This window comes from Exiguobacterium sp. N4-1P, from assembly GCF_002214325.1.
The window spans coordinates 895,725-915,812 of sequence record NZ_CP022236.1; the positions used below are offsets into that span (position 1 = coordinate 895,725).

General features: G+C 48.5%; 18 protein-coding genes and 1 other annotated feature (1 of these 19 cut by a window edge). Of the genes, 17 read left to right on the forward strand and 1 reads right to left on the reverse strand.

What is annotated here, in order from left to right:
- The first annotated feature begins 22 nt into the window (after window positions 1-22).
- From folD to spo0A, 9 genes are all read left to right on the forward strand, one after another.
- The gene (folD, locus tag A0126_RS04575) at window positions 23-856 is read left to right on the forward strand and encodes a bifunctional methylenetetrahydrofolate dehydrogenase/methenyltetrahydrofolate cyclohydrolase FolD (RefSeq protein ID WP_088836611.1); all 834 of its coding nucleotides are present in this window, start codon (window positions 23-25) and stop codon (window positions 854-856) included.
- Window positions 853-2,172 (forward strand): exodeoxyribonuclease VII large subunit, encoded by a 1,320-nt coding sequence (gene xseA, locus A0126_RS04580; RefSeq protein WP_088836612.1) that lies wholly within the window; start codon window positions 853-855, stop codon window positions 2,170-2,172. The genes folD and xseA overlap by 4 nt, the downstream gene beginning before the upstream one ends.
- 1 nt (window position 2,173) lies before the next feature.
- Window positions 2,174-2,395, forward strand: coding sequence for an exodeoxyribonuclease VII small subunit (locus A0126_RS04585; protein ID WP_029333071.1), 222 nt, complete (start codon window positions 2,174-2,176; stop codon window positions 2,393-2,395).
- Window positions 2,392-3,261, forward strand: a complete 870-nt coding sequence (locus A0126_RS04590; protein WP_088836613.1) for a polyprenyl synthetase family protein — start codon at window positions 2,392-2,394, stop codon at window positions 3,259-3,261. The genes A0126_RS04585 and A0126_RS04590 overlap by 4 nt, the downstream gene beginning before the upstream one ends.
- Window positions 3,262-3,380: 119 nt before the next feature.
- A complete protein-coding gene (gene dxs, locus A0126_RS04595; RefSeq protein ID WP_029333073.1) occupies window positions 3,381-5,267 on the forward strand; it encodes a 1-deoxy-D-xylulose-5-phosphate synthase in 1,887 nt (628 codons plus the stop codon).
- Between the two features lie 6 nt (window positions 5,268-5,273).
- Window positions 5,274-6,080 carry a TlyA family RNA methyltransferase gene (locus A0126_RS04600; protein WP_088836614.1) on the forward strand — a complete coding sequence of 269 codons (807 nt, stop codon included), beginning with the start codon at window positions 5,274-5,276 and terminating at the stop codon, window positions 6,078-6,080.
- 143 nt (window positions 6,081-6,223) lie between these two features.
- Complete coding sequence (gene ahrC, locus A0126_RS04605; RefSeq protein ID WP_088836615.1) at window positions 6,224-6,673, forward strand: transcriptional regulator AhrC/ArgR; 450 nt, start codon at window positions 6,224-6,226, stop codon at window positions 6,671-6,673.
- A 12-nt stretch (window positions 6,674-6,685) separates the two neighbouring features.
- Complete coding sequence (gene recN, locus A0126_RS04610) at window positions 6,686-8,392, forward strand: DNA repair protein RecN (RefSeq protein ID WP_088836616.1); 1,707 nt, start codon at window positions 6,686-6,688, stop codon at window positions 8,390-8,392.
- A gap of 3 nt (window positions 8,393-8,395) precedes the next feature.
- A complete protein-coding gene (spo0A, locus tag A0126_RS04615; protein ID WP_029333077.1) occupies window positions 8,396-9,109 on the forward strand; it encodes a sporulation transcription factor Spo0A in 714 nt (237 codons plus the stop codon).
- A gap of 782 nt (window positions 9,110-9,891) precedes the next feature.
- On the opposite strand, the gene A0126_RS04620 is transcribed toward spo0A, so the two are convergent.
- The gene (locus tag A0126_RS04620) at window positions 9,892-10,146 is read right to left on the reverse strand and encodes a DUF2627 family protein (protein WP_088836617.1); all 255 of its coding nucleotides are present in this window, start codon (window positions 10,144-10,146) and stop codon (window positions 9,892-9,894) included.
- A gap of 121 nt (window positions 10,147-10,267) precedes the next feature.
- On the opposite strand from A0126_RS04620, the gene A0126_RS04625 reads away from it, so the two are divergent.
- The 8 genes from A0126_RS04625 (at window position 10,268) to A0126_RS04660 (ending at window position 19,929) form a co-directional block, all read left to right on the forward strand.
- Window positions 10,268-11,923, forward strand: coding sequence for a sigma-54 interaction domain-containing protein (locus tag A0126_RS04625; RefSeq protein WP_088836618.1), 1,656 nt, complete (start codon window positions 10,268-10,270; stop codon window positions 11,921-11,923).
- 144 nt (window positions 11,924-12,067) lie between these two features.
- Window positions 12,068-12,988, forward strand: coding sequence for a phosphate butyryltransferase (yqiS, locus tag A0126_RS04630; RefSeq protein WP_088836619.1), 921 nt, complete (start codon window positions 12,068-12,070; stop codon window positions 12,986-12,988).
- Between the two features lie 13 nt (window positions 12,989-13,001).
- Window positions 13,002-14,126: a Leu/Phe/Val dehydrogenase gene (locus A0126_RS04635; protein ID WP_088836620.1), complete on the forward strand. Its 1,125-nt coding sequence runs from the start codon at window positions 13,002-13,004 to the stop codon at window positions 14,124-14,126.
- Between the two features lie 13 nt (window positions 14,127-14,139).
- Window positions 14,140-15,243: a butyrate kinase gene (gene buk / locus A0126_RS04640; RefSeq protein ID WP_088836621.1), complete on the forward strand. Its 1,104-nt coding sequence runs from the start codon at window positions 14,140-14,142 to the stop codon at window positions 15,241-15,243.
- Window positions 15,213-16,634 carry a dihydrolipoyl dehydrogenase gene (gene lpdA / locus A0126_RS04645; protein ID WP_088836622.1) on the forward strand — a complete coding sequence of 474 codons (1,422 nt, stop codon included), beginning with the start codon at window positions 15,213-15,215 and terminating at the stop codon, window positions 16,632-16,634. The genes buk and lpdA overlap by 31 nt, the downstream gene beginning before the upstream one ends.
- Window positions 16,635-16,647: 13 nt before the next feature.
- Complete coding sequence (locus tag A0126_RS04650) at window positions 16,648-17,661, forward strand: thiamine pyrophosphate-dependent dehydrogenase E1 component subunit alpha (protein WP_029333083.1); 1,014 nt, start codon at window positions 16,648-16,650, stop codon at window positions 17,659-17,661.
- Entirely contained in the window at window positions 17,658-18,641 is a 984-nt protein-coding gene (locus A0126_RS04655; protein ID WP_088836623.1) for an alpha-ketoacid dehydrogenase subunit beta, read from the forward strand. Before A0126_RS04650 ends, A0126_RS04655 begins: the two co-directional genes overlap by 4 nt.
- Before the next feature lie 13 nt (window positions 18,642-18,654).
- Window positions 18,655-19,929 (forward strand): dihydrolipoamide acetyltransferase family protein, encoded by a 1,275-nt coding sequence (locus A0126_RS04660; RefSeq protein ID WP_088836624.1) that lies wholly within the window; start codon window positions 18,655-18,657, stop codon window positions 19,927-19,929.
- 50 nt (window positions 19,930-19,979) lie between these two features.
- Window positions 19,980-20,088 (forward strand) — a binding site (T-box leader); it runs 125 nt beyond the window's last position.

The following is a 20,088-nucleotide window of genomic DNA, read 5'->3' on the forward strand; positions in this document are numbered from 1 at the left end:
TTTTTGGGGGAGTGGACAAATCATGGCAGTAGTAATCGATGGGAAAGAAATCGCAAAATCGTATCGTTTGAAGCTGAAAGAAGAAGTCGCACGTCTGAAAGAACAACGTATTCAACCGAAATTGACCGTTGTATTAATCGGTGAAGACCCAGCAAGCCAATCGTATGTCCGCGGGAAAGAAAAAGCGGCACAAGAAATTGGCATGGAGTCGGATTTGATTCGTTTACCGGCAGAGACATCAGAATCGGAGTTACTCCAGTTGATTGAACGACTAAACGCAGACGCGAGTGTCCACGGAATTCTCGTTCAACTGCCGCTGCCGGAACAAATCGACGAGAGTAAAGTCATCTTCGCTATTTCACCGGACAAAGACGTCGATGGGTTCCATCCGGTCTCGGTCGGGAAAATGATGATCGGTGAACCAACGTTCTTACCATGTACCCCAAATGGAATTCTGCACCTCGTCAAAGAAATGAATGTTCCGATCCAAGGCAGCCACGTCGTCGTCGTCGGTCGGAGTCAAATCGTCGGCAAACCGGTCGGGATGTTATTTTTAAATGAATCCGCGACAGTCAGCTACTGCCACTCGAAGACGGCAAACCTTTCTGAGATGACGCGTCAAGCGGATATCTTGATTGTCGCTGTTGGTGTCCCAAAATTGATTACGGCAGATATGGTCAAGCCGGATGCTGTCGTCATCGATGTCGGTGTCAACCGTGTTGACGGTAAACTTGTCGGGGACGTCGAATTTGATTCGGTCAAAGAGGTCGCCTCGATGATCACACCCGTTCCTGGCGGTGTCGGTCCGATGACGATCACGATGTTGCTCCATAATACAATCGAGGCAGCACGATGAATGACCCACTTCAAGTTTCCGAGCTCGTTGGGTATGTGAAACGTGAACTTGAAAGTGATTCGCTGTTACAGCAAGTGCAGGTGGTGGGAGAAGTGTCGAACTTTAAACGACACTCTTCCGGTCACCTTTATTTTACGTTGAAGGACGACCAGTCACGGATGAAGGCGGTCATGTTCGCACGTGACGCAAGTCGCCTGAAATCACCGATCAAAGACGGGATGCGTGTCGTCATGACGGCGCGGTTATCCGTGTATCTCGCTTCCGGCGAGATGCAACTCTACGTCGAGCGGATGACGGAAGATGGCGTCGGCGCCCTGTATGAAGCTTTCGTCCGTTTGAAAGAACAACTCGAAGAACGTGGGTGGTTCGATCCAGCGTTAAAAAAAGTGCTCCCGGCGTTTCCGCAACGTGTCGGAATCATCACATCACCAAAAGGTGCGGCACTTCACGATATCGCGACGACACTACGGAGACGCTATCCGCAAGCGGCAATCGTCTTCGCGCCAGTGCTCGTTCAAGGGAAAGAGGCGGCACCGCAAATTACTCGTGCCATCGAACAGATGAATGCGCGTCAGGCGTGTGACGTGTTAATCATTGGTCGCGGTGGCGGCTCGATCGAAGAACTTTGGGCGTTCAATGAAATGAACGTCGTTACGGCGATTTATGAGTCGCAGATCCCGATTGTTTCTGCAGTCGGTCATGAAACGGACTTTACTATCAGTGACTTCGTCGCGGATGTCCGGGCAGCGACACCGACTGCTGCAGCCGAACTCGTAACACCAGAGGCGGCCGAACTGGAAAAACGAGTCGGTGAACTGAGTCGACGTTTGACACGAAACTATGACTATTTCGTCAAGAGCCGACGGGAACAAGTAACCCGGCTTGCAATGAGTTATGGATTAAAGTCTCCCCGCGTTTTGCTTGGATTAAAACAGGAGCGCCTTGACCGGGCCGATATGAACTTGAATCGGATCGGAAAACAACTCATTTTAACGAAACAGCAAGGCGTGTTAAACCTATCGAACCGTTTAGCACGGATTCCGGTTCGGGAGCGTCTTGAAGAGCAGTCGCGTGAAGTTGAGCGGATGCGTAAACAGTTGGAACGGATTCGCCCGTACATGAAGATGAAGCATGAGCGATTGCACCAAATGGTGGCACGCCTTGACTCGGTTAGTCCGACCCGTGTCTTATTACGTGGTTATACGTATGTCGAACAAAACGGAGAGGTCGTTCGATCGGTAAAACAAGTGACGGATGACGCCTTCCGGATTCAGTTTCATGACGGAAGTATTCTAGCGAAACGAGAGGATGAGTGAGATGGACACGGAACAATCATTTGAAGCGGCGTTAGAACGCTTAGAAGAAATCGTCGAATTGCTTGAAGAAGGGGAAGCCCCACTTGAGCAAGCGATGACGTTGTATGAGGAAGGTGTAAAACTGACTGCTCTTTGCCAGGGGAAACTATCGACAGCTGAAAAGAAACTCGATTTAATCTTGGAACAAGATGGAACGTTACGTGAAAAAGGGGGAGCACAATGATTGCCTTGATGGAATGGAAAGCTCAAGTCGAGCGTGCGCTCGAATCATTTATGACCCGACTCGATGCACCAGAACAATTACGTGCTTCGATGCGCTATTCACTCGATGCTGGAGGGAAGCGTGTCCGCCCGGCGTTGATTTATGCTGTCCTTGATGCATACGGTGTCTCGCGGACAACAGGGGACGCGACGGCAGCAGCGCTTGAGATGATTCATACATATTCTTTAATCCATGACGATTTACCAGCAATGGACGATGATGACATGCGTCGTGGGCGTAAGACGAACCATATCGAGTTTGACGAAGCAACAGCGATTTTAGCAGGCGATGCGTTGTTGACGAATGCCTTTACCTGTTTACTCGAGACGGACGCGTCGGCAGACGTCAAGATTCAATTGCTCGAGCGTCTCGCCATGGCAGCTGGAGCGGCCGGGATGGTCGGTGGACAGCTTGACGATATGCTCGGTGAACGTGGTGGCATTGATGACGTCGAGGCTCTTGAATCGATTCATCGGCGCAAGACGGGGGCATTACTCGTGTTTGCTGTTGAGGCAGGAGGAATTCTTGCTGGAGCAAACGAAGATGATGTAGTCCACTTACAACGTTACGGACGTCATCTTGGAATCGCCTTCCAAATTCAAGATGATATTTTAGATGTAACGGGAGATGCTGAAAAGATTGGTAAGCCGGTCGGGAGTGACGAAGGAAACGACAAAGCGACCTATCCGAAACTACTTGGTCTAGAGGGTGCGAAGACGGCTCTTGCGGCACAAGTACAAGCTGCTGAGGAAGCGATTGATGCGTTATCGGTCGAAGCGACGACACTTAAGGACTTGCTCGACTTCGTCGTCAAGCGTGACCATTGAGATCGACGACGCCTGGCGTCGTCTTTTTTATGTGCCAGTTATGTGGCGTTCATTAGATTGTTCTAGTACAATGTAGGGTACAAACGATATAAGAATGTAAGGAAAAGAGGCGGTAAGGTATGAAGTTGACAGAAATACAGGATCCGTCATTTTTAAAGCGTATGTCAGTCTCAGAACTCGATGTGTTCGCAGGCGACATCCGACGCTTTTTGATTGAAGAATTGGCTACGACGGGTGGTCACTTAGCACCGAATCTAGGTGTCGTCGAATTGACATTAGCACTTCACCGAGAATTTGATAGTCCGAACGATAAATTTGTTTGGGATGTCGGTCACCAGGCATACGTGCATAAAATCTTGACGGGACGTGCGGGACAGTTTGATACGTTACGCAAACACAAAGGATTATGCGGATTCCCGAAACGAAATGAAAGCATTCATGACGTCTGGGAAACTGGGCATAGTTCGACCTCGTTGTCGGCAGCGATGGGTATTGCCGTCTCAAACGAGTTAAAAGGAAATGACGACCGCGCGATTGCGATCATCGGAGATGGTGCATTGACTGGTGGAATGGCACTTGAAGCTTTAAACCACATCGGTGCGGAACAACAAAATGTCATCGTCATCCTTAATGATAACGAGATGTCGATTGCACCGAACGTCGGTGCGATGCATCAGATGTTAGGTCGTATTCGTTCTTCACGTAAAGTCCGTTATGCGCAAGATGAACTTGAGACATTAATCAAGAAAATCCCGCTGATCGGTGGAAGTCTTGAAAAAGGTAGTGAAAAACTAAAAGAAGCCGTCAAAGGCGCACTTGTTCCAGGAATGTTCTTTGAAGAACTCGGTTTTAACTACTACGGTCCAGTCGATGGACATGACTTGACGGATTTGATTGAACAGTTGAATTACGTCAAAAAAGAGCAAGGTCCGGTCCTGCTTCATGTCATCACGAAAAAAGGAAAAGGGTATCGCCCAGCTGAATATGATGGAGTTGGAACCTGGCACGGTCTCGGACCATACAAGATGGAGTCTGGTGAAGTCATCAAAGGTAAATCGAAAGCGCCGAGTTATTCATTCACGGTCGCGAATACGTTGACGAAGATGGCACGAGATGATGAAAAATTAACATTGATTACACCGGCAATGAGCGTCGGTTCAAAACTCGATTGCTTTGAGAAGGAGTTCCCAAACCGAATGTTTGATGTCGGGATTGCGGAACAACATGCCGTCACGTTCGCGGCGGGTCAAGCGACGCAAGGGATGAAACCCGTCGTTTCCATTTATTCGACCTTCTTCCAGCGAGCTTACGATCAACTCGTCCACGATGTCGCGCGTCAAAATCTTGACGTGACGTTTACGATTGACCGGTCAGGTCTTGTCGGAGCAGACGGAGAAACACACCAAGGCGTCTTCGATATCGCGTTCATGCGCCACGTTCCGAATATCCGGATCGTCATGGCGAAAGACGAGAACGAACTGCAACATTTACTTTATTCGGCTGTGAAGTATGAAGGACCAATTGCTGTCCGTTTCCCAAGAGGGGAAGGAATCGGTGTAACGATGGATGAGACGTTACACGAAATTTCGCTCGATACATGGGAAGTCGAACGTGAAGGAACGGATGTTGCAATCATGGCATTCGGACCACAAGTCCAAGATGCGTTGAAAATCGCAGATCTGCTCGAGGGAGAACTGTCTGTTCGTGTCATCAATGCGCGGACAATCAAGCCACTCGACGGGAAGATGTTGGATGCACTGTATGCGGAAGGTATTCCACTCGTCACGCTGGAGGAAGCAGTCTTAAAAGGCGGCTTCGGTTCTGCAGTTCTTGAACATGCGAATGAGCAGGAAGCGTTCCCGCGCGTCAAACGATTCGGTATTCCAGATTGGTATATCGAGCACGGTGGCGTCAACGAGCTACTTGAAGAAATCGGATTATTGCCTGGACAAATCGCGGAAGAAGTACGTGCTTTTGTCAATCAAGGAAAGAAACAGAGTGTGTAACGATTAATGGAAAATGTTAAAAAAATCCGCCTCGACGTGTTACTCGTCGAGCGCGGTTTATGCGAAACACGTGAAAAAGCGAAGCGGACGATCATGGCCGGGCTCGTCTTCAGTGGAACGGAACGATTAGAGAAGGCAGGAGAAAAAGTGAAGTCCGACATCGACTTGGCCGTTAAAGGACAAGTGATGCCATACGTCGGGCGCGGTGGTTTTAAGATGGAGAAGGCACTTGAGGTCTTTGACATCGACGTGACGGACCGGACAGGGCTCGATATCGGTTCATCAACAGGTGGTTTTACGGACTGTGCCCTTCAAAATGGTGCGGCACATATGTACGCCCTCGATGTTGGATCAAATCAACTCGATTGGAAACTTCGGTCAGATCCTCGTGTGACGGCGATGGAGAAAACGAATTTCCGTCATGCGACACGAGACATGTTTCCCGTTCAGCCAAGTTTCGCGACAATCGATGTCTCCTTTATTTCACTTCGTCTCATCATTCCACCACTGAAAACGATTTTAGCTGAGGAGGGCGACGTCATTGCCCTCGTCAAACCACAGTTTGAAGCGGGACGGGACGATGTCGGGAAAAAAGGAATCGTTCGGGATGAACGTGTTCACGGACGAGTTCTTGAGGAGATGGTCGAATTCTTCATTCGTGAAGGGTTCCATGTGAAGCAACTTGATTTTTCACCGATTACAGGTGGTGAAGGAAATATCGAGTTTCTCTTACATGCGCAGCTGACAACACCCGGCATGGAAACAATCGTTGACCCAGCGGATACGGTTCGTCTGGCACATCAAGCGTTGTAAAAAAAGAAAACTATCATGGAAGCAGACTTCGTCATGTTGGAGTCTGCTTCTTTTTTCGACCCGTACGAAAAATGGCAAACGTGGACTTTTCATGATTTATTGGATTACAATAGTAACAGCGAAGAATATAGCGAGGTGCAAGGATGACAAAGGGGCAACGGTTGATTAAGATTCGGGAAATCATTACGCAATCTGAAATCGAGACTCAAGATGAATTGGTCGAAGAACTTCGGAATGCTGGATACAAAGTGACGCAAGCGACTGTATCGCGAGACATTAAGGAGCTACATCTTGTAAAGGTGCCGTTAAACGATGGCCGTTATAAGTATAGTTTGCCTGCCGATCAGCGTTTTAATCCATTAGGGAAATTACGCCGTTTACTAGGTGATAGCTTTATTTCGATTGATTTTGCTCAAAATTTGATTGTCATGCATGTCTTACCGGGTAACGCCAATGCAATCGGTGTCCTACTCGATCACTTAGGCTGGTCGGAACTGCTCGGGACGGTTTGTGGCGATGATACGATTTTAATGATTGCTCGAAGTGAAGATACAGCAAAAGAAGTGACGGAACGAATTTTAGGGATGCTTTAAGGAGTTGACAAGATGTTAGCTGAATTATCGATCAAACAATTCGCGATCATTGACCAGCTGCAGATTCATTTCAAAAAAGGAATGACTGTCTTGACTGGAGAAACGGGTGCTGGTAAATCCATCGTCCTCGATGCAATCGGTTTATTGATTGGCGGACGGGGTTCTGCTGAATTTGTTCGTTACGGCGAAGATAAGGCGGAACTCGAAGGACTGTTCATGATTGAGGACGGGCATATGGTCTACACATTAGCTGAGGAATATGGCATCGACGTCGAAGATGGATCCATCATTTTACGCCGAGACTTATTTGCTTCTGGTAAAAGTGTTTGTCGTGTCAATAATAAGCTCGTCACGCTGACGATTTTACGTGAGTTCGGTCGTGTGCTCGTGGACCTCCATGGTCAACATGAACACCAACACTTGATGGAAAATATGTACCACCAATCGATTCTTGATGATTTTGGTCATGAGACGATTTCCCCGCGTCTGCACGAGTATCAAAAAAAGTTCGGGCTGTACGAGGAAAAACGGATAGCATTACAATCACTGGCACAGAGTGAGCAGGAACTTGCACAACGGATTGATTTATTATCATTTCAGACAGAAGAAATCACGAGTGCGAACCTTCGTCAAGGAGAAGAAGATGAACTGTTGGGTGAACGGAACCGACTCGCGAACTTCGAAAAGCTGCACGATTCGTTAAAAGCCGCCTACGATGCACTTCATGATGAAATGCGCGGGATTGATTCAGTTGGGGATGCGATGCGGGAGCTTCAACAAGCATCGAGCATCGATGATCAGTTCGCGAATCAAAGTGATGCCATCGCGAGCGCTTTTTACGGTCTTGAAGAAGTCGGGTACGCGATTCGTGATCAACTTGAGACATTAGAGTTTGATTCGAACCGGTTAGACGAAATTGAACAGCGTTTATCTGTTTTCCAACAGCTGAAGCGGAAATATGGTGCGACAATCGAGGAAGTCATCGCCTATGGTGAAAAAATTGGGATTGAGCTTGATACGATGACGAATCGTGATGAACGCATTGAAAAGCTAAAGGCAGAAGTCGAGTTGCTTGAAAGTGAGCTGTTTGAGATTGGCAATAAGCTATCGAAGGCACGCCGAAAAGCGGCACAGTTGCTTGGCGAGGCGATTCATTTAGAACTGCGTGAACTCTACATGGAAAAAGCACGGTTCGAAATTCGGTTCATGCAAGATGGAAAAACGCCGGCCTTACGAAAAAATGGAATCGATCAAATTGAATTTTATATCATGACAAATGCGGGTGAACCGTTTAAATCGCTCGGGAAAGTCGCTTCCGGAGGGGAGCTATCTCGGATCATGCTCGGACTCAAGTCAATCTTCTCGCGTTCGCTCGGCGTCGCATCAATTATTTTTGATGAAGTCGATACGGGGGTATCGGGACGGGTCGCGCAAGCAATGGCGGAGAAAATCTATCGTTTATCGATTGAAGGACAAGTGCTCTGTATTACACACTTGCCGCAAGTCGCCTCGATGGCGGATCAGCATCTCTATATTCGTAAAGTCGAAGAGACGGACCGGACGACGACACAGGTCAACGTCTTGACGGAAGCAGACCGTGGAAATGAGCTTGGACGGATGATTTCCGGAACACATATGACGGACTTGACGCTTCGTCATGCGGAAGAATTGATGGACCAAGCAATGAGTATGAAGGAATCGCTTAAAAATGGGGTGTAAGGATTGATTAGAGTCGGGATCGCAGATGACAACCGAGAGATGGTCGAATTGATTCGCCAGCATCTCGCTACTCAAGAGGATATGGAAGTCGTATGTGTCGCATATGATGGGGAGAAGTGTCTTGAGAAATTAAAAGAAGTCGAGACCGATGTGTTGTTGCTAGACATCATCATGCCGCACCTGGATGGATTAGGGGTCCTCGAAGAATTGATGAAACAAAAAAATAATCCGGCTGTCATCATGTTGAGTGCCTTCGGTAAAGATGAGGTATCACAACAGGCAGTGACGTTAGGTGCTGCTTATTTCTTGCTGAAACCGTTCAGCATGAATCAGTTAGTCAACAAAATTCGCCTTGTGACGAACAATAATCCAACGATTCAACCGGAAACGATGGATTCGAAAATAGCGACCGTTTTACGAGAAGTCGGGATTGCGCCGCATATTAAAGGATTTACTTATTTAAAAGATGCGGTTGGGCTCGTTTTAGAACGTGAAGAACTGCTCGGATTAATCACAAAAGAGTTATATCCGACGATTGCCCGCACCCATAAAACGACATCTTCCCGTGTGGAACGGGCGATGCGCCATGCCATCAAATCGGCCTGGAAAGAAGGGATGAGTGATCATACCCTGTTCACAGGACGGATTGAGCAAGAAAAGAGTCCGAAAAACTCGGAGTTCATCTCGTACGTCTCAAATTATATGAAACCGTCTTGAAATTAACCACTCGATCCATGAGATCGAGTGGTTTTTACTGTGAATCAAAATGATTTTTGCTAGAAAGAGTACCTTGTAAAGCTGATAGCTCGTCCGTGAGAACGAAGAGGGGGAGATGTGAGAGGCGCAAGTGACGAAGTAATAAAAGAAATTATTTATATTTGTTAGAATATTCAATAAAAAACATTGCATAAACTGAAATGTTTGTTATAATAAAGGTACCAAATCATTTGGAAAGACGTCAGATGAACGTCGAGTCGAATCGGTTTCCGGAGAACCCATTCCACAAGCCTCATCTCAGGACGCTACCTGTAAATAGCTCAAGAATGATGGACAACATTCTCTTGATAGATGTTTTATCAAGACCTTTCGTATCATTTCTAGATGAGAATCTCGAAGTGATAGGGACTTCCATGATTTCAAAGCAAGGGGAAAGTGGAAGGTAACGTAAATGTCCGAAATACAAGTACAGTTCGTGAAAAGGAGTGTTGTCTAGCAGTGATTGTTAGCAACCGAAAGTGTTACTGCTCGAAGCGGATGACATTAAGCTTCACCTAGGTCCAAGTACAGTCAGATAATGGAGTAGTATCACCATTCTATCGATCGCTCGATAGCCAGATCTGATTTCTTTCAACCTCTTCATTAAGAGGACAACCTATGGTATTGAAGTACACGAATAGTTCTACTATGAGAGGAGTTCATCCGTACGTGAATCCAACTTTATATGAGTAAAAGGTCCCGCGCTTGAAATGAGTTCAAGAGATGGGGACCTTTTTCTGTGTTCACTTTTTTTGATACCGTTCGGAGACTTTTCCACGTTTCTTATCACGATAAAAAACATACCCTGCGACAAAACCAATCCCACCCATCGCTAAGGCGAGTCCGACAAACCCCTGTAAAACATATACATAGGCCGAGTCCCCAAGGTATGCAAATGGGAACTGGGCAATTAAAAAGACACTGTCACGCATAAGTTTGATTCCGATGGCTCCAATGATGCCAGGAATCAATAAAGTTAGTAGTCCGATGATTCGCATAGAAGTGACCCCTTTCCAAGCGTATTGTATCAAAAATCAGGTAAGACTGCGAATCGGGTTTGCCCTCTTGTTTTATTATAGGTAGGATAAAGATGTAAGCAGTTTCAAAGGGGGAATAACGATGCATCATCTTCTGATTGTCGGTGCCGGACAAGGCGGGACGGAAGTGCTACATGCCTTCCAACGTTCACCGCTCTTGACGGTCATCGGAGTCGTTGATTCAAATGAACAAGCACCAGGTCTTCAGCTGGCAAGACGCGGAGAAATTCGTGTTGAGACATCTTGGACGGCCTTTGAAGGAACGACGGTCGACTTCATCATCGATGCGACGGGAAAACGTGGCGTATTCGAACAGTTGATTCAATTCTTTCCCGAAGCAGCCGTTCTGCCGGGGGAATTCGTACGCGTTCTGATTGAACGGCTGACGGAAAAAGAACGAATGCTTGAAGCCATCATCCATTGTACAAGTGAGGCAATTTCGGTTGCCGATCAAGACGGTCAAACGATGTTAATCAACCCGGCCTATACACGAATGACGGGGTATAGTGGACAGGACGTCATCGGCAAACCAGCAAGCGCTGACATCGGGATGCAGGAATCGGTTCACCTGCGTGTCCTTGAGACGGGTGAAAGTGTTCGTGATGCGCGGATGAAGATTGGCCACGATCGACGTGATATCATCGTCAATGCGGAACCGGTCGTCGTGGATGGGCAAGTTCGGGGGTCGGTTGGTGTCATTCGTGATATTTCTGAAATGAAGGCGCTCGCGAAAGAATTGAAGGCGGCGCGTCAAAAAATTCGGACACTCGAGGCGAAATATACGTTTGACGATATCATCGCTGAAAGTGAAGCGATGCGTTTCGTCGTCGATCAAGCAAAGCTTGCTGCAACGATGCCGGTTAATGTCTTGATTCGAGGAGAGTCAGGAACAGGCAAAGAATTGTTTGCGCATGCGATTCACGCTGCGAGTGAGCGGCGATACGAACAGCTTGTCCGTGTTAACTGTGCAGCAATCGCTCCAAGTCTGTTAGAGAGTGAGCTGTTTGGTTATGAAGAAGGAGCGTTCTCGGGAGCGCGCCGTGGTGGAAAGCGTGGTTATTTTGAAGAGGCGCATGGCGGATCACTTTTTCTTGATGAAATTGGAGAACTGCCGCTCGATGTACAAGTGAAGTTATTACGGGTCTTACAAGAAAATGAAGTCGTTCGCGTCGGTGGGACGAAATCGGTACCGGTCGATGTAAGAATCATTGCAGCGACAAATGCGAACCTGGAGCAAAAAATCATTACCGGTGAGTTTCGCGAAGATCTTTACTACCGGATCAATCGACTTCCGATTCACATACCAGCCTTGCGTGAACGCCCGGATGATCTTTTGCCGCTATCAACGCACTTGCTACGGAAGTTAAATCAAAGTTATGGCCGGTCCGTCGCCCGGATTTCGGAAGATGCACTGGAAGTGATTCGAAAGCAGGAGTGGAAAGGAAATGTCCGTGAGCTTGAGAATGTCATCGGTCGTGCGTTGATCTTTACGGACAAGACGGAAGATGTTTTGCGAAAAGGCCACCTTCAGCTCGATCATCCGGTCGCTAAAAAACAAGTTGAACGTCCTAAAAAAGAAATTAAGCATCTGTCTGACGAGATGTCTTATGTCGAGGAACGTTTGATTCGCGAAGCTCTCGAGGCTTTTGATGGCAATAAAACAGAAGCCGCAAAACAACTCGGCATTTCCTTGCGTGCTTTGTATTATAAAGTGGAGCGATTTAATATTTATCAATAATTTGCAGTTTTTTGCGTGCAACATATTGCATTAAATGCAATTAAATGCAAAATTAAGAAAGGGTTCATGCCGAAAAGAGAGCGTTTTCATTATGGCACGAAAATTGCTATTAAATAATTGAATGACAGGTTAGGGGGAAACAAAGTGAAGTTTGATCAAATGCTAAAACAAGCTGCTCAGCTTGAGGATTCAATCGTTGCGATTGCTTCCGCGGATGACGAAGAAGTCATGGATGCCGTCGCACTTGCGATTGAACATGATTTAGCTCGCTTTCATTTATTTGGGGATGCGACCCGGATTCAACAGATGATCCATGCGCGTGGATTGTCGGAGTCGCAATTTGTGATCACACACACTGCGACTGCTCAAGAGGCGGCAGAACGTGCAGCTTACGCTGTACGTAAAGGGGATGCGAGCGTCTTGATGAAAGGACTTGTTCCGACAGCAACGTTCATGAAAGCCGTTCTGAACAAAGAGATGGGATTACGTTCGGGGAACGTCTTATCTCATGTCGCATTGTTTGAAGTAGCAGGTCGCGAATCGGCAATCGGTTTAACGGACGCTGCAATCCATATCGCACCGACGCTTGAAGATAAGGTCCACATCATCGAAAACGGGGTATCGGCACTTCGCGCAATCGGCTATACACTTCCGAAAGTAGCCGTCCTCGCAGCAGTCGAGGTCGTTAATCCGACAATGCAGGCGACGATCGACGCCGCCTTATTGACACAGATGAACCGCCGCGGTCAAATCAAGGATTGCCTTGTCGATGGACCACTCGCGCTTGATAACGCCGTTAATCTAGACGCAGCCAAACAAAAAGGACTGACAGGTGACGTTGCGGGGGCAGCAGATCTTCTTGTCGTGCCACAAATTGAAGTCGGGAACGTCATTTATAAATCACTGATGTATTTTGCACATGCTTCAGTCGCGGCGATTTTAGTTGGAGCGAAAGCACCCGTCGTATTGACAAGTCGGGCAGATACGGCAGAAGCGAAACTCTATTCATTAGCCTTTGCTTTACTTAATGCGCAACAAACGAAAAAAATCAAACAAACAATCTGAGGAGGAACTTAAAATGGTTGAAACAAATGTAGAAACACGCTTTAGTATCTTTGAAACAATGGAAATGGAAGATTATGAACAAGTCGTGTTCTGTCATGATAAAGTTTCGGGGTTAAAAGCCATCATCGCCATCCACGATACGACGCTCGGCCCTGCACTTGGCGGTCTTCGTATGTGGAACTATGCATCTGACGAGGAAGCATTAGTTGATGCTCTTCGTTTATCAAAAGGGATGACGTATAAAAATGCAGCAGCGGGACTAAACCTCGGTGGCGGGAAAGCCGTCATCATCGGTGATGCGAAAACACAAAAATCAGAAGCCTTGTTCCGTGCATTCGGCCGTTATGTCCAGTCATTGAACGGGCGTTACATCACAGCGGAGGATGTCAATACGACGGTCGCTGACATGGATTATATTCACATGGAAACAGATTTCGTGACAGGTGTCAGTCCAGCCTTCGGTTCAAGCGGAAACCCGTCACCGGTCACAGCGTACGGTGTTTACCGTGGGATGAAAGCAGCAGCCAAAGAAGTCTACGGAACAGATTCGCTTGGTGGAAAAACAATTGCCATCCAAGGTGTCGGGAACGTGGCATTCAATCTTTGCCGTCATCTCCATGAAGAAGGAGCAAAATTAATCGTCACGGACATCAATCAAGATGCCTTACGTCGTGCGGAAGAAGCATTCGGTGCTTTAATTGTCGGACCAGATGAAATTTACAGCGTTGACGCCGATATCTTCGCACCATGTGCGCTTGGGGCAACATTGAACGACGAAACGATTCCTCAACTGAAAGTCAAAGTCATCGCCGGTGCTGCAAACAACCAGCTGAAAGAAGATCGCCACGGTGACATGCTCGAAGAACGCGGTATTCTGTACGCGCCAGACTTCGTCATCAATGCAGGTGGTGTCATCAACGTCGCGGACGAACTGGATGGATACAACCGTGACCGGGCAATGAAAAAAGTTGAACTTGTGTATGACGCTGTCGCAAAAGTCATCGAGATTTCAAAACGTGACCACTTGCCGACGTATCGTGCAGCTGAAAAAATGGCAGAAGAGCGAATTGCGACGATGCGCAGTGCACGCAGTCAATTCTTACGTCGTGATAAAAATATCTTAGGGTCACGCGGATAAGAGGAGGATTCAGATGAGCGAACGTATTTTAACGATCAATCCAGGCTCGACTTCGACGAAGATTGGAATCTTCGAAGGAACGGAGCAGTTGTTTGCGAAGACGTTACGCCACCCAGCTGAAGCGGTCGGAGGACCGCTTCACGCTCAGCTGGAAATACGGCGTCAAGTGGTGTTGGATGTATTGGCACAAGAAAAGATTGAATTGAAAGCGCTTACTGCGGTTGTCGGACGCGGTGGTCTGCTTCGTCCGCTCGTCAGTGGGACGTATGCCGTCAACCAGGAAATGCGTGAAGATTTATTGAGTGGCATTTTTGGGGTCCATGCATCGAATCTCGGAGGTCTACTAGCAGACGAAATCGCTCGCACGTTATCGATTCCATCGTTCATCGTCGATCCGGTCGTCGTAGATGAACTTGAGCCGATTGCCCGACTTACGGGATTACCTGAACTTGAACGCAAAAGCATTTTTCATGCCTTGAATCAAAAAGCAGTCGCGAAACGATATGCGAAACAAGCGGAGATGCCGTATGAAGAAATGCGTCTGATCGTTGCACACATGGGAGGCGGGATTACCGTCGGTGCACATCTCGACGGACGGGTCATCGATGTCAATAATGGTCTTGACGGGGAAGGGTCATTTTCGCCGGAACGAAGCGGGTCCCTTCCTGTTGGTCAACTAGTAGAACTATGTTATAGTACCAAGTATAAACTCGAGGAAATGAAGCGTCTGGTCGTAGGGTCAGGCGGACTTGTCGCGCACCTAGGGACATTTGACGCAATCGAAATTGAACGTCGAATCGATGCCGGGGACGAGAAGGCTGCCTTACTGTACGACGCGATGGCTTACCGGATTGCAAAAGAAATTGCTGCCCAAAGTGCAGTCTTATATGGTCAAATCGATGCCATCATTTTAACAGGTGGCTTAGCATACAGCGACCGGTTGACGAGTGCAATCGAAGAACGCGTCGCACACCTCGGACAAGTGATCCGGATTCCGGGTGAAGATGAGTTACGTGCACTTGCGGAAGGTGTAATACGCGTGTTACGTGGAGAAGAAGAAGTTAAGGAATATGGAGGCGAACCAACATGGCTAGAGAATTCGACGTCGTTGTCTTAGGTGGCGGACCGGGCGGTTATGTCGCAGCAATTCGCGCTGCACAAGCCGGCAAGACGGTCGCGATCGTAGAACAAGGAAAACTCGGGGGAACCTGTTTACACCGTGGCTGTATCCCTTCAAAGGCACTCTTGAAATCAGCAGCGGTCTATCAGACAGTCAAACACGCCGCTACATATGGCGTCGACGTACCGGAGTCGTTTTTACGATTCGAACAGGTCAAACAACGGAAACAAGACATCATCGATGGACTGGAATCCGGGATTCAACATTTGATGAAAAAAGGCAAAATCGAAGTCTTCCATGGTCGGGGATCGATTCTTGGGCCAAGCATCTTTTCACCGATGCCGGGGACAATCAGTGTCGAACCGGAAGAAGGGGAAGGGGAATTGATTTTACCGCGTCAATTGATTGTCGCGACAGGATCACGCCCGCGTCCGCTAGCCGGTCTGTCGTTTGATTCCGAATATGTCCTCAGCTCGGATGAAGCACTCGACATGAATGCGTTACCTGCCTCGATCGTCATCATCGGCGGCGGGGTCATCGGAATCGAATGGGCATCGATGTTGACGGACTTTGATGTCAATGTCACGGTCGTCGAGTTCAGCGACCGGATTTTACCGACTGAAGATCAGGCGGTCAGTCGTGAAGTCGCTCGTCAGTTGAAAAAACGCGGAGTCAAGATTTTGACGAGCGCGGCTGCGCAAAGTGACAGCTTCAAGATGACGGAGTCCGGTGTGACGATCGACGTCGATCGAAATGGTGACATCACGACGCTTGCGGCGGACAAGTTGCTTGTCGCGATCGGACGGATGGCGAACGTCGAAGGGATTGGGCTTGAGAATACGAACATCGTCGTCGAAAACGGGTTTATTCAAGTCGATGATGATTTCCGGACAAAAGACAATCATATCTATGCGATTGGCGATGTCATCGGACGTCTGCAACTGGCACACGTTGCATCTGCTGAAGGCGCAAAAGCGGTCGAAGCAATCGTCAATGGATCGACGACGCCACTCAATTACGCGTTTGTCCCACGCTGTATCTACAGTGTACCGGAAGCTGCTTCGGTCGGTCTGACGGAAGCTGAAGCAAAAAATGCCGGAATGGACGTCAAAACGGGGATGTTTTCGTTTAACGGACTCGGTAAGGCACGCATCGAAGGTGAAGCCGCCGGGTTCATCAAGCTGGTCTCTGATGCCAAAACGGACGATTTAGTCGGTGTCCATATCGTCGGACCAAAAGCAACGGAACTGATTAGCGAAGGCGGGCTGGCGCTTGTCTTGAATGCGACGGCATGGGAAGTCGGGCAGCTCGTTCACCCGCACCCGGCCCTGTCAGAAGCATTCGGTGAAGCAGCATTAGCAGTTGACGGATTAGCGGTTCACGCATAAGGAGGAATAACAGATGGAAAAAATAGAATTTAAAGAACTCGTTGAGCTCGGACTGACGGAGCAGGATGCAATCCAGATGTTCGAGACGATGGTACGGGCACGAAAAATCGATGAGCGGATGTGGAAATTGAACCGGGCAGGTAAGATTCCGTTCCTCGTTTCTTGCCAGGGGCAAGAGGCGGCGCAAGTCGGGGCGGCATTCGCACTCGAAAAAGGAACGGATTATATTTTACCGTACTACCGTGATTTAGGGGTCGTCCTTCATTTTGGTCAAACATCGCGTGACATCATGTTGTCTGCGTTCGCGAAAGCGGAAGATCCAAACTCAGGTGGACGTCAAATGCCGGGACACTACGGCTCACGTGCTTTAAACATCGTCACGGGATCAAGTCCTGTCACGACACAAGTCCCGCATGCGGTCGGGATCGCCCTGGCTGCGAAAATGCGTAAGGAACCACTTGTCGCGTACGTTTCGTTTGGTGAAGGATCATCGAACCAAGGGGATTTCCACGAAGGAGCAAACTTTGCCGGGATTCATAAATTACCGGTCATTCTATTCTGTGAGAACAATAAATATGCGATTTCAACACCCCTCTCGAAACAATTGTCAGCGAAACATGTCGCAGACCGCGCAATCGGCTATGGCATGCCGGGTGTGACGATTGACGGGATTGATCCACTCGCCGTCTATAAAGCAGTCAAGGAAGCACGTGACCGTGGCATTCGTGGGGAAGGTCCGACGTTAATCGAAGTCGAAGTTGAACGTCTTGTCCCCCACTCGTCAGACGATGATGACAAATCATACCGTTCGGCAGAAGAACTGGCAGAACTGAAAACACGTGACGGCATCAAGATTTTCCGTGCGAAATTGATTGATATGGGTGTCTTGACGGAGGAGTCAGCGACAGAAATCGAGACGACGCTCGAACGTGAAGTCGAAGAAGCGACGGCTTATGCAGAAGCAGCGGCGTATGACTTACCGGAAAACGCACTTCGTTACGTGTACGACGAGGAGGAAACGAAATGACGACATTAAGTTTAATTGAAGCCATCAATAGCGCAATCAAAGAAGAAATGGAACGGGATGATTCCGTCTTTATCTTAGGAGAAGACGTCGGTGTCCGTGGTGGAGTATTCCGGGCGACACAAGGATTGCTCGAGCAGTTCGGGGAAGAACGTGTCATCGATGCACCACTCGCTGAGAGTGCGATTGCAGGTGTTGGAATCGGAGCCGCCATGTATGGCATGCGTCCGATTGCTGAGATGCAGTTCGCCGACTTCATCATGCCGGCCGTCAACCAAATCGTCAGTGAAGCGGCAAAAATCCGGTACCGTTCGAACAATGACTGGATTTGTCCAATCGTCATCCGCGCACCCTTTGGCGGCGGCATTCATGGTGCGTTGTACCATTCACAATCGGTCGAAGCGATGTTCAATTCGACGCCGGGTCTAAAAATCGTCATTCCGTCAAACCCATACGATGCCAAAGGGTTATTGAAGGCTGCGATTCGCTCGAATGATCCTGTGCTGTTCTTTGAACATAAACGGGGCTACCGGTTGTTAAAAGGTGAAGTTCCGGAAGAAGATTACACGGTTGAAATCGGGAAAGCTGATGTCAAACGGGACGGAGAAGACGTCACCGTCATCTCATACGGACTTTGTGTCCAAATGGCGCTTGACGCAGCAGCACGTCTTGAAAAAGACGGCATCGACGTCCATATCCTTGATCTTCGGACCGTCTATCCGATCGACCGGGCGGCAGTCGTCGCAGCGGCACAAAAAACGGGTAAAGTCTTGCTCGTGACGGAAGATAATAAAGAAGGCAGTGTCATGAGTGAAGTCTCGGCGATCATCGCGGAAGAAGCATTGTTCGATCTTGATGCACCAGTCGAACGATTGTGCGGACCCGATGTACCGGCGATGCCATATGCACCGACGATGGAGAAATTCTTTAATATCTCAAGCGAAAAAATTGAAGATAAAATCCGGACGCTCTACGCGTACTGAGGGGGACCCGTCAATGAAGACAGAAACATTAACGATGCCACAACTTGGTGAGAGCGTGACGGAAGGAACGATTTCGTTATGGCTCGTCAAACCAGGAGATACCGTCAAAAAGTATGATCCGATTGCTGAAGTCATCACCGATAAAGTGACAGCCGAAGTACCATCATCGTTTGATGGTGTCATCGACAAGCTGCTCGCTGAAGAAGGGGACACGCTCCAAGTCGGGGAAGCAATCGTCACGTTACAAGTCAGTGGTGGATCGACGGAAGTCGCAGCGACCGAAGAAGAAATCCCGGCTGTAAAAGAGCAGACGGTAGAAACGGTTCAGTCGATGAAAAAACGCTATTCACCAGCTGTGCTGAAGTTATCAGCAGAACACGGCATCAATCTCGATCACGTCAACGGGACGGGAGCGGGCGGCCGGATTACACGCAAAGATTTGCTGAAGCTCGTTGAATCCGGTCAAGTCAATCAGCCGGATGTTGTCGAGGCCCCGACGATTGAGACCGTACCGACAAAAGCGGAAGCGGCAGTCGAGACTCCGGCACCGAAGTCTGCGCCAAAACCGACGATGAGTACGACGGAAGACGGCGATATTGAAATTCCGACGGCAGGTGTCCGTCAAGCGATCGCGAGTAACATGGTGCGCTCGAAACAAGAAGCACCGCACGCCTGGTTGATGGTTGAAGTCGACGTGACGAATCTGGTCGAAGCACGGAATCGTCATAAAGATCAGTTCTTCAAACAAGAAGGCGTCAAATTGACGTTTTTACCGTTCTTCATGAAAGCGACAGTCGAAGGACTGAAGAAACACCCAATCATGAACTCGCAGTGGGCAGGCGATAAAATCATTCAAAAACGGGCAATCAACTTATCACTCGCCGTCGCGACGCAAGAAGCGTTATTCGTCCCGGTCGTCAAACATGCGGATGAACTGAGCATTAAAGGACTCGCTCGGGCAATCGATGACTTCGGTAAACGGGCGCAGGCCGGTAAGTTATCGTCAAGCGAGATGCAAGGTGGTACGTTTACCGTCAATAACACGGGTTCGTTCGGTTCGATCCAATCGGCACCGATCTTGAACTTCCCGCAAGCGGCGATTTTATCCGTCGAATCAATCGTCAAGCGCCCGGTTTGGGTCAACGGCATGTTCGCAGCACGTGACATGGTCAACTTATGTATGTCGATTGATCACCGTGTACTTGACGGGTTAGTGGCCGGTCAATTCCTGCAGACCGTCAAGCAGGCGCTCGAATCGATCGACCCGGATCAACTCGCTTTATACTAAATAGTTGACAGGTCGCCCGAAGCGACGTAATATAATAAACAATTGAACAACATAACGCTACGACGAAGAAGAGTAGCCCGTGAAACGATTGAAGAGAGCTGATGGGTGGTGCGAATCAGTATCGGGAAACAGGTGAATGGGCTTTTGAGCATCAGACCG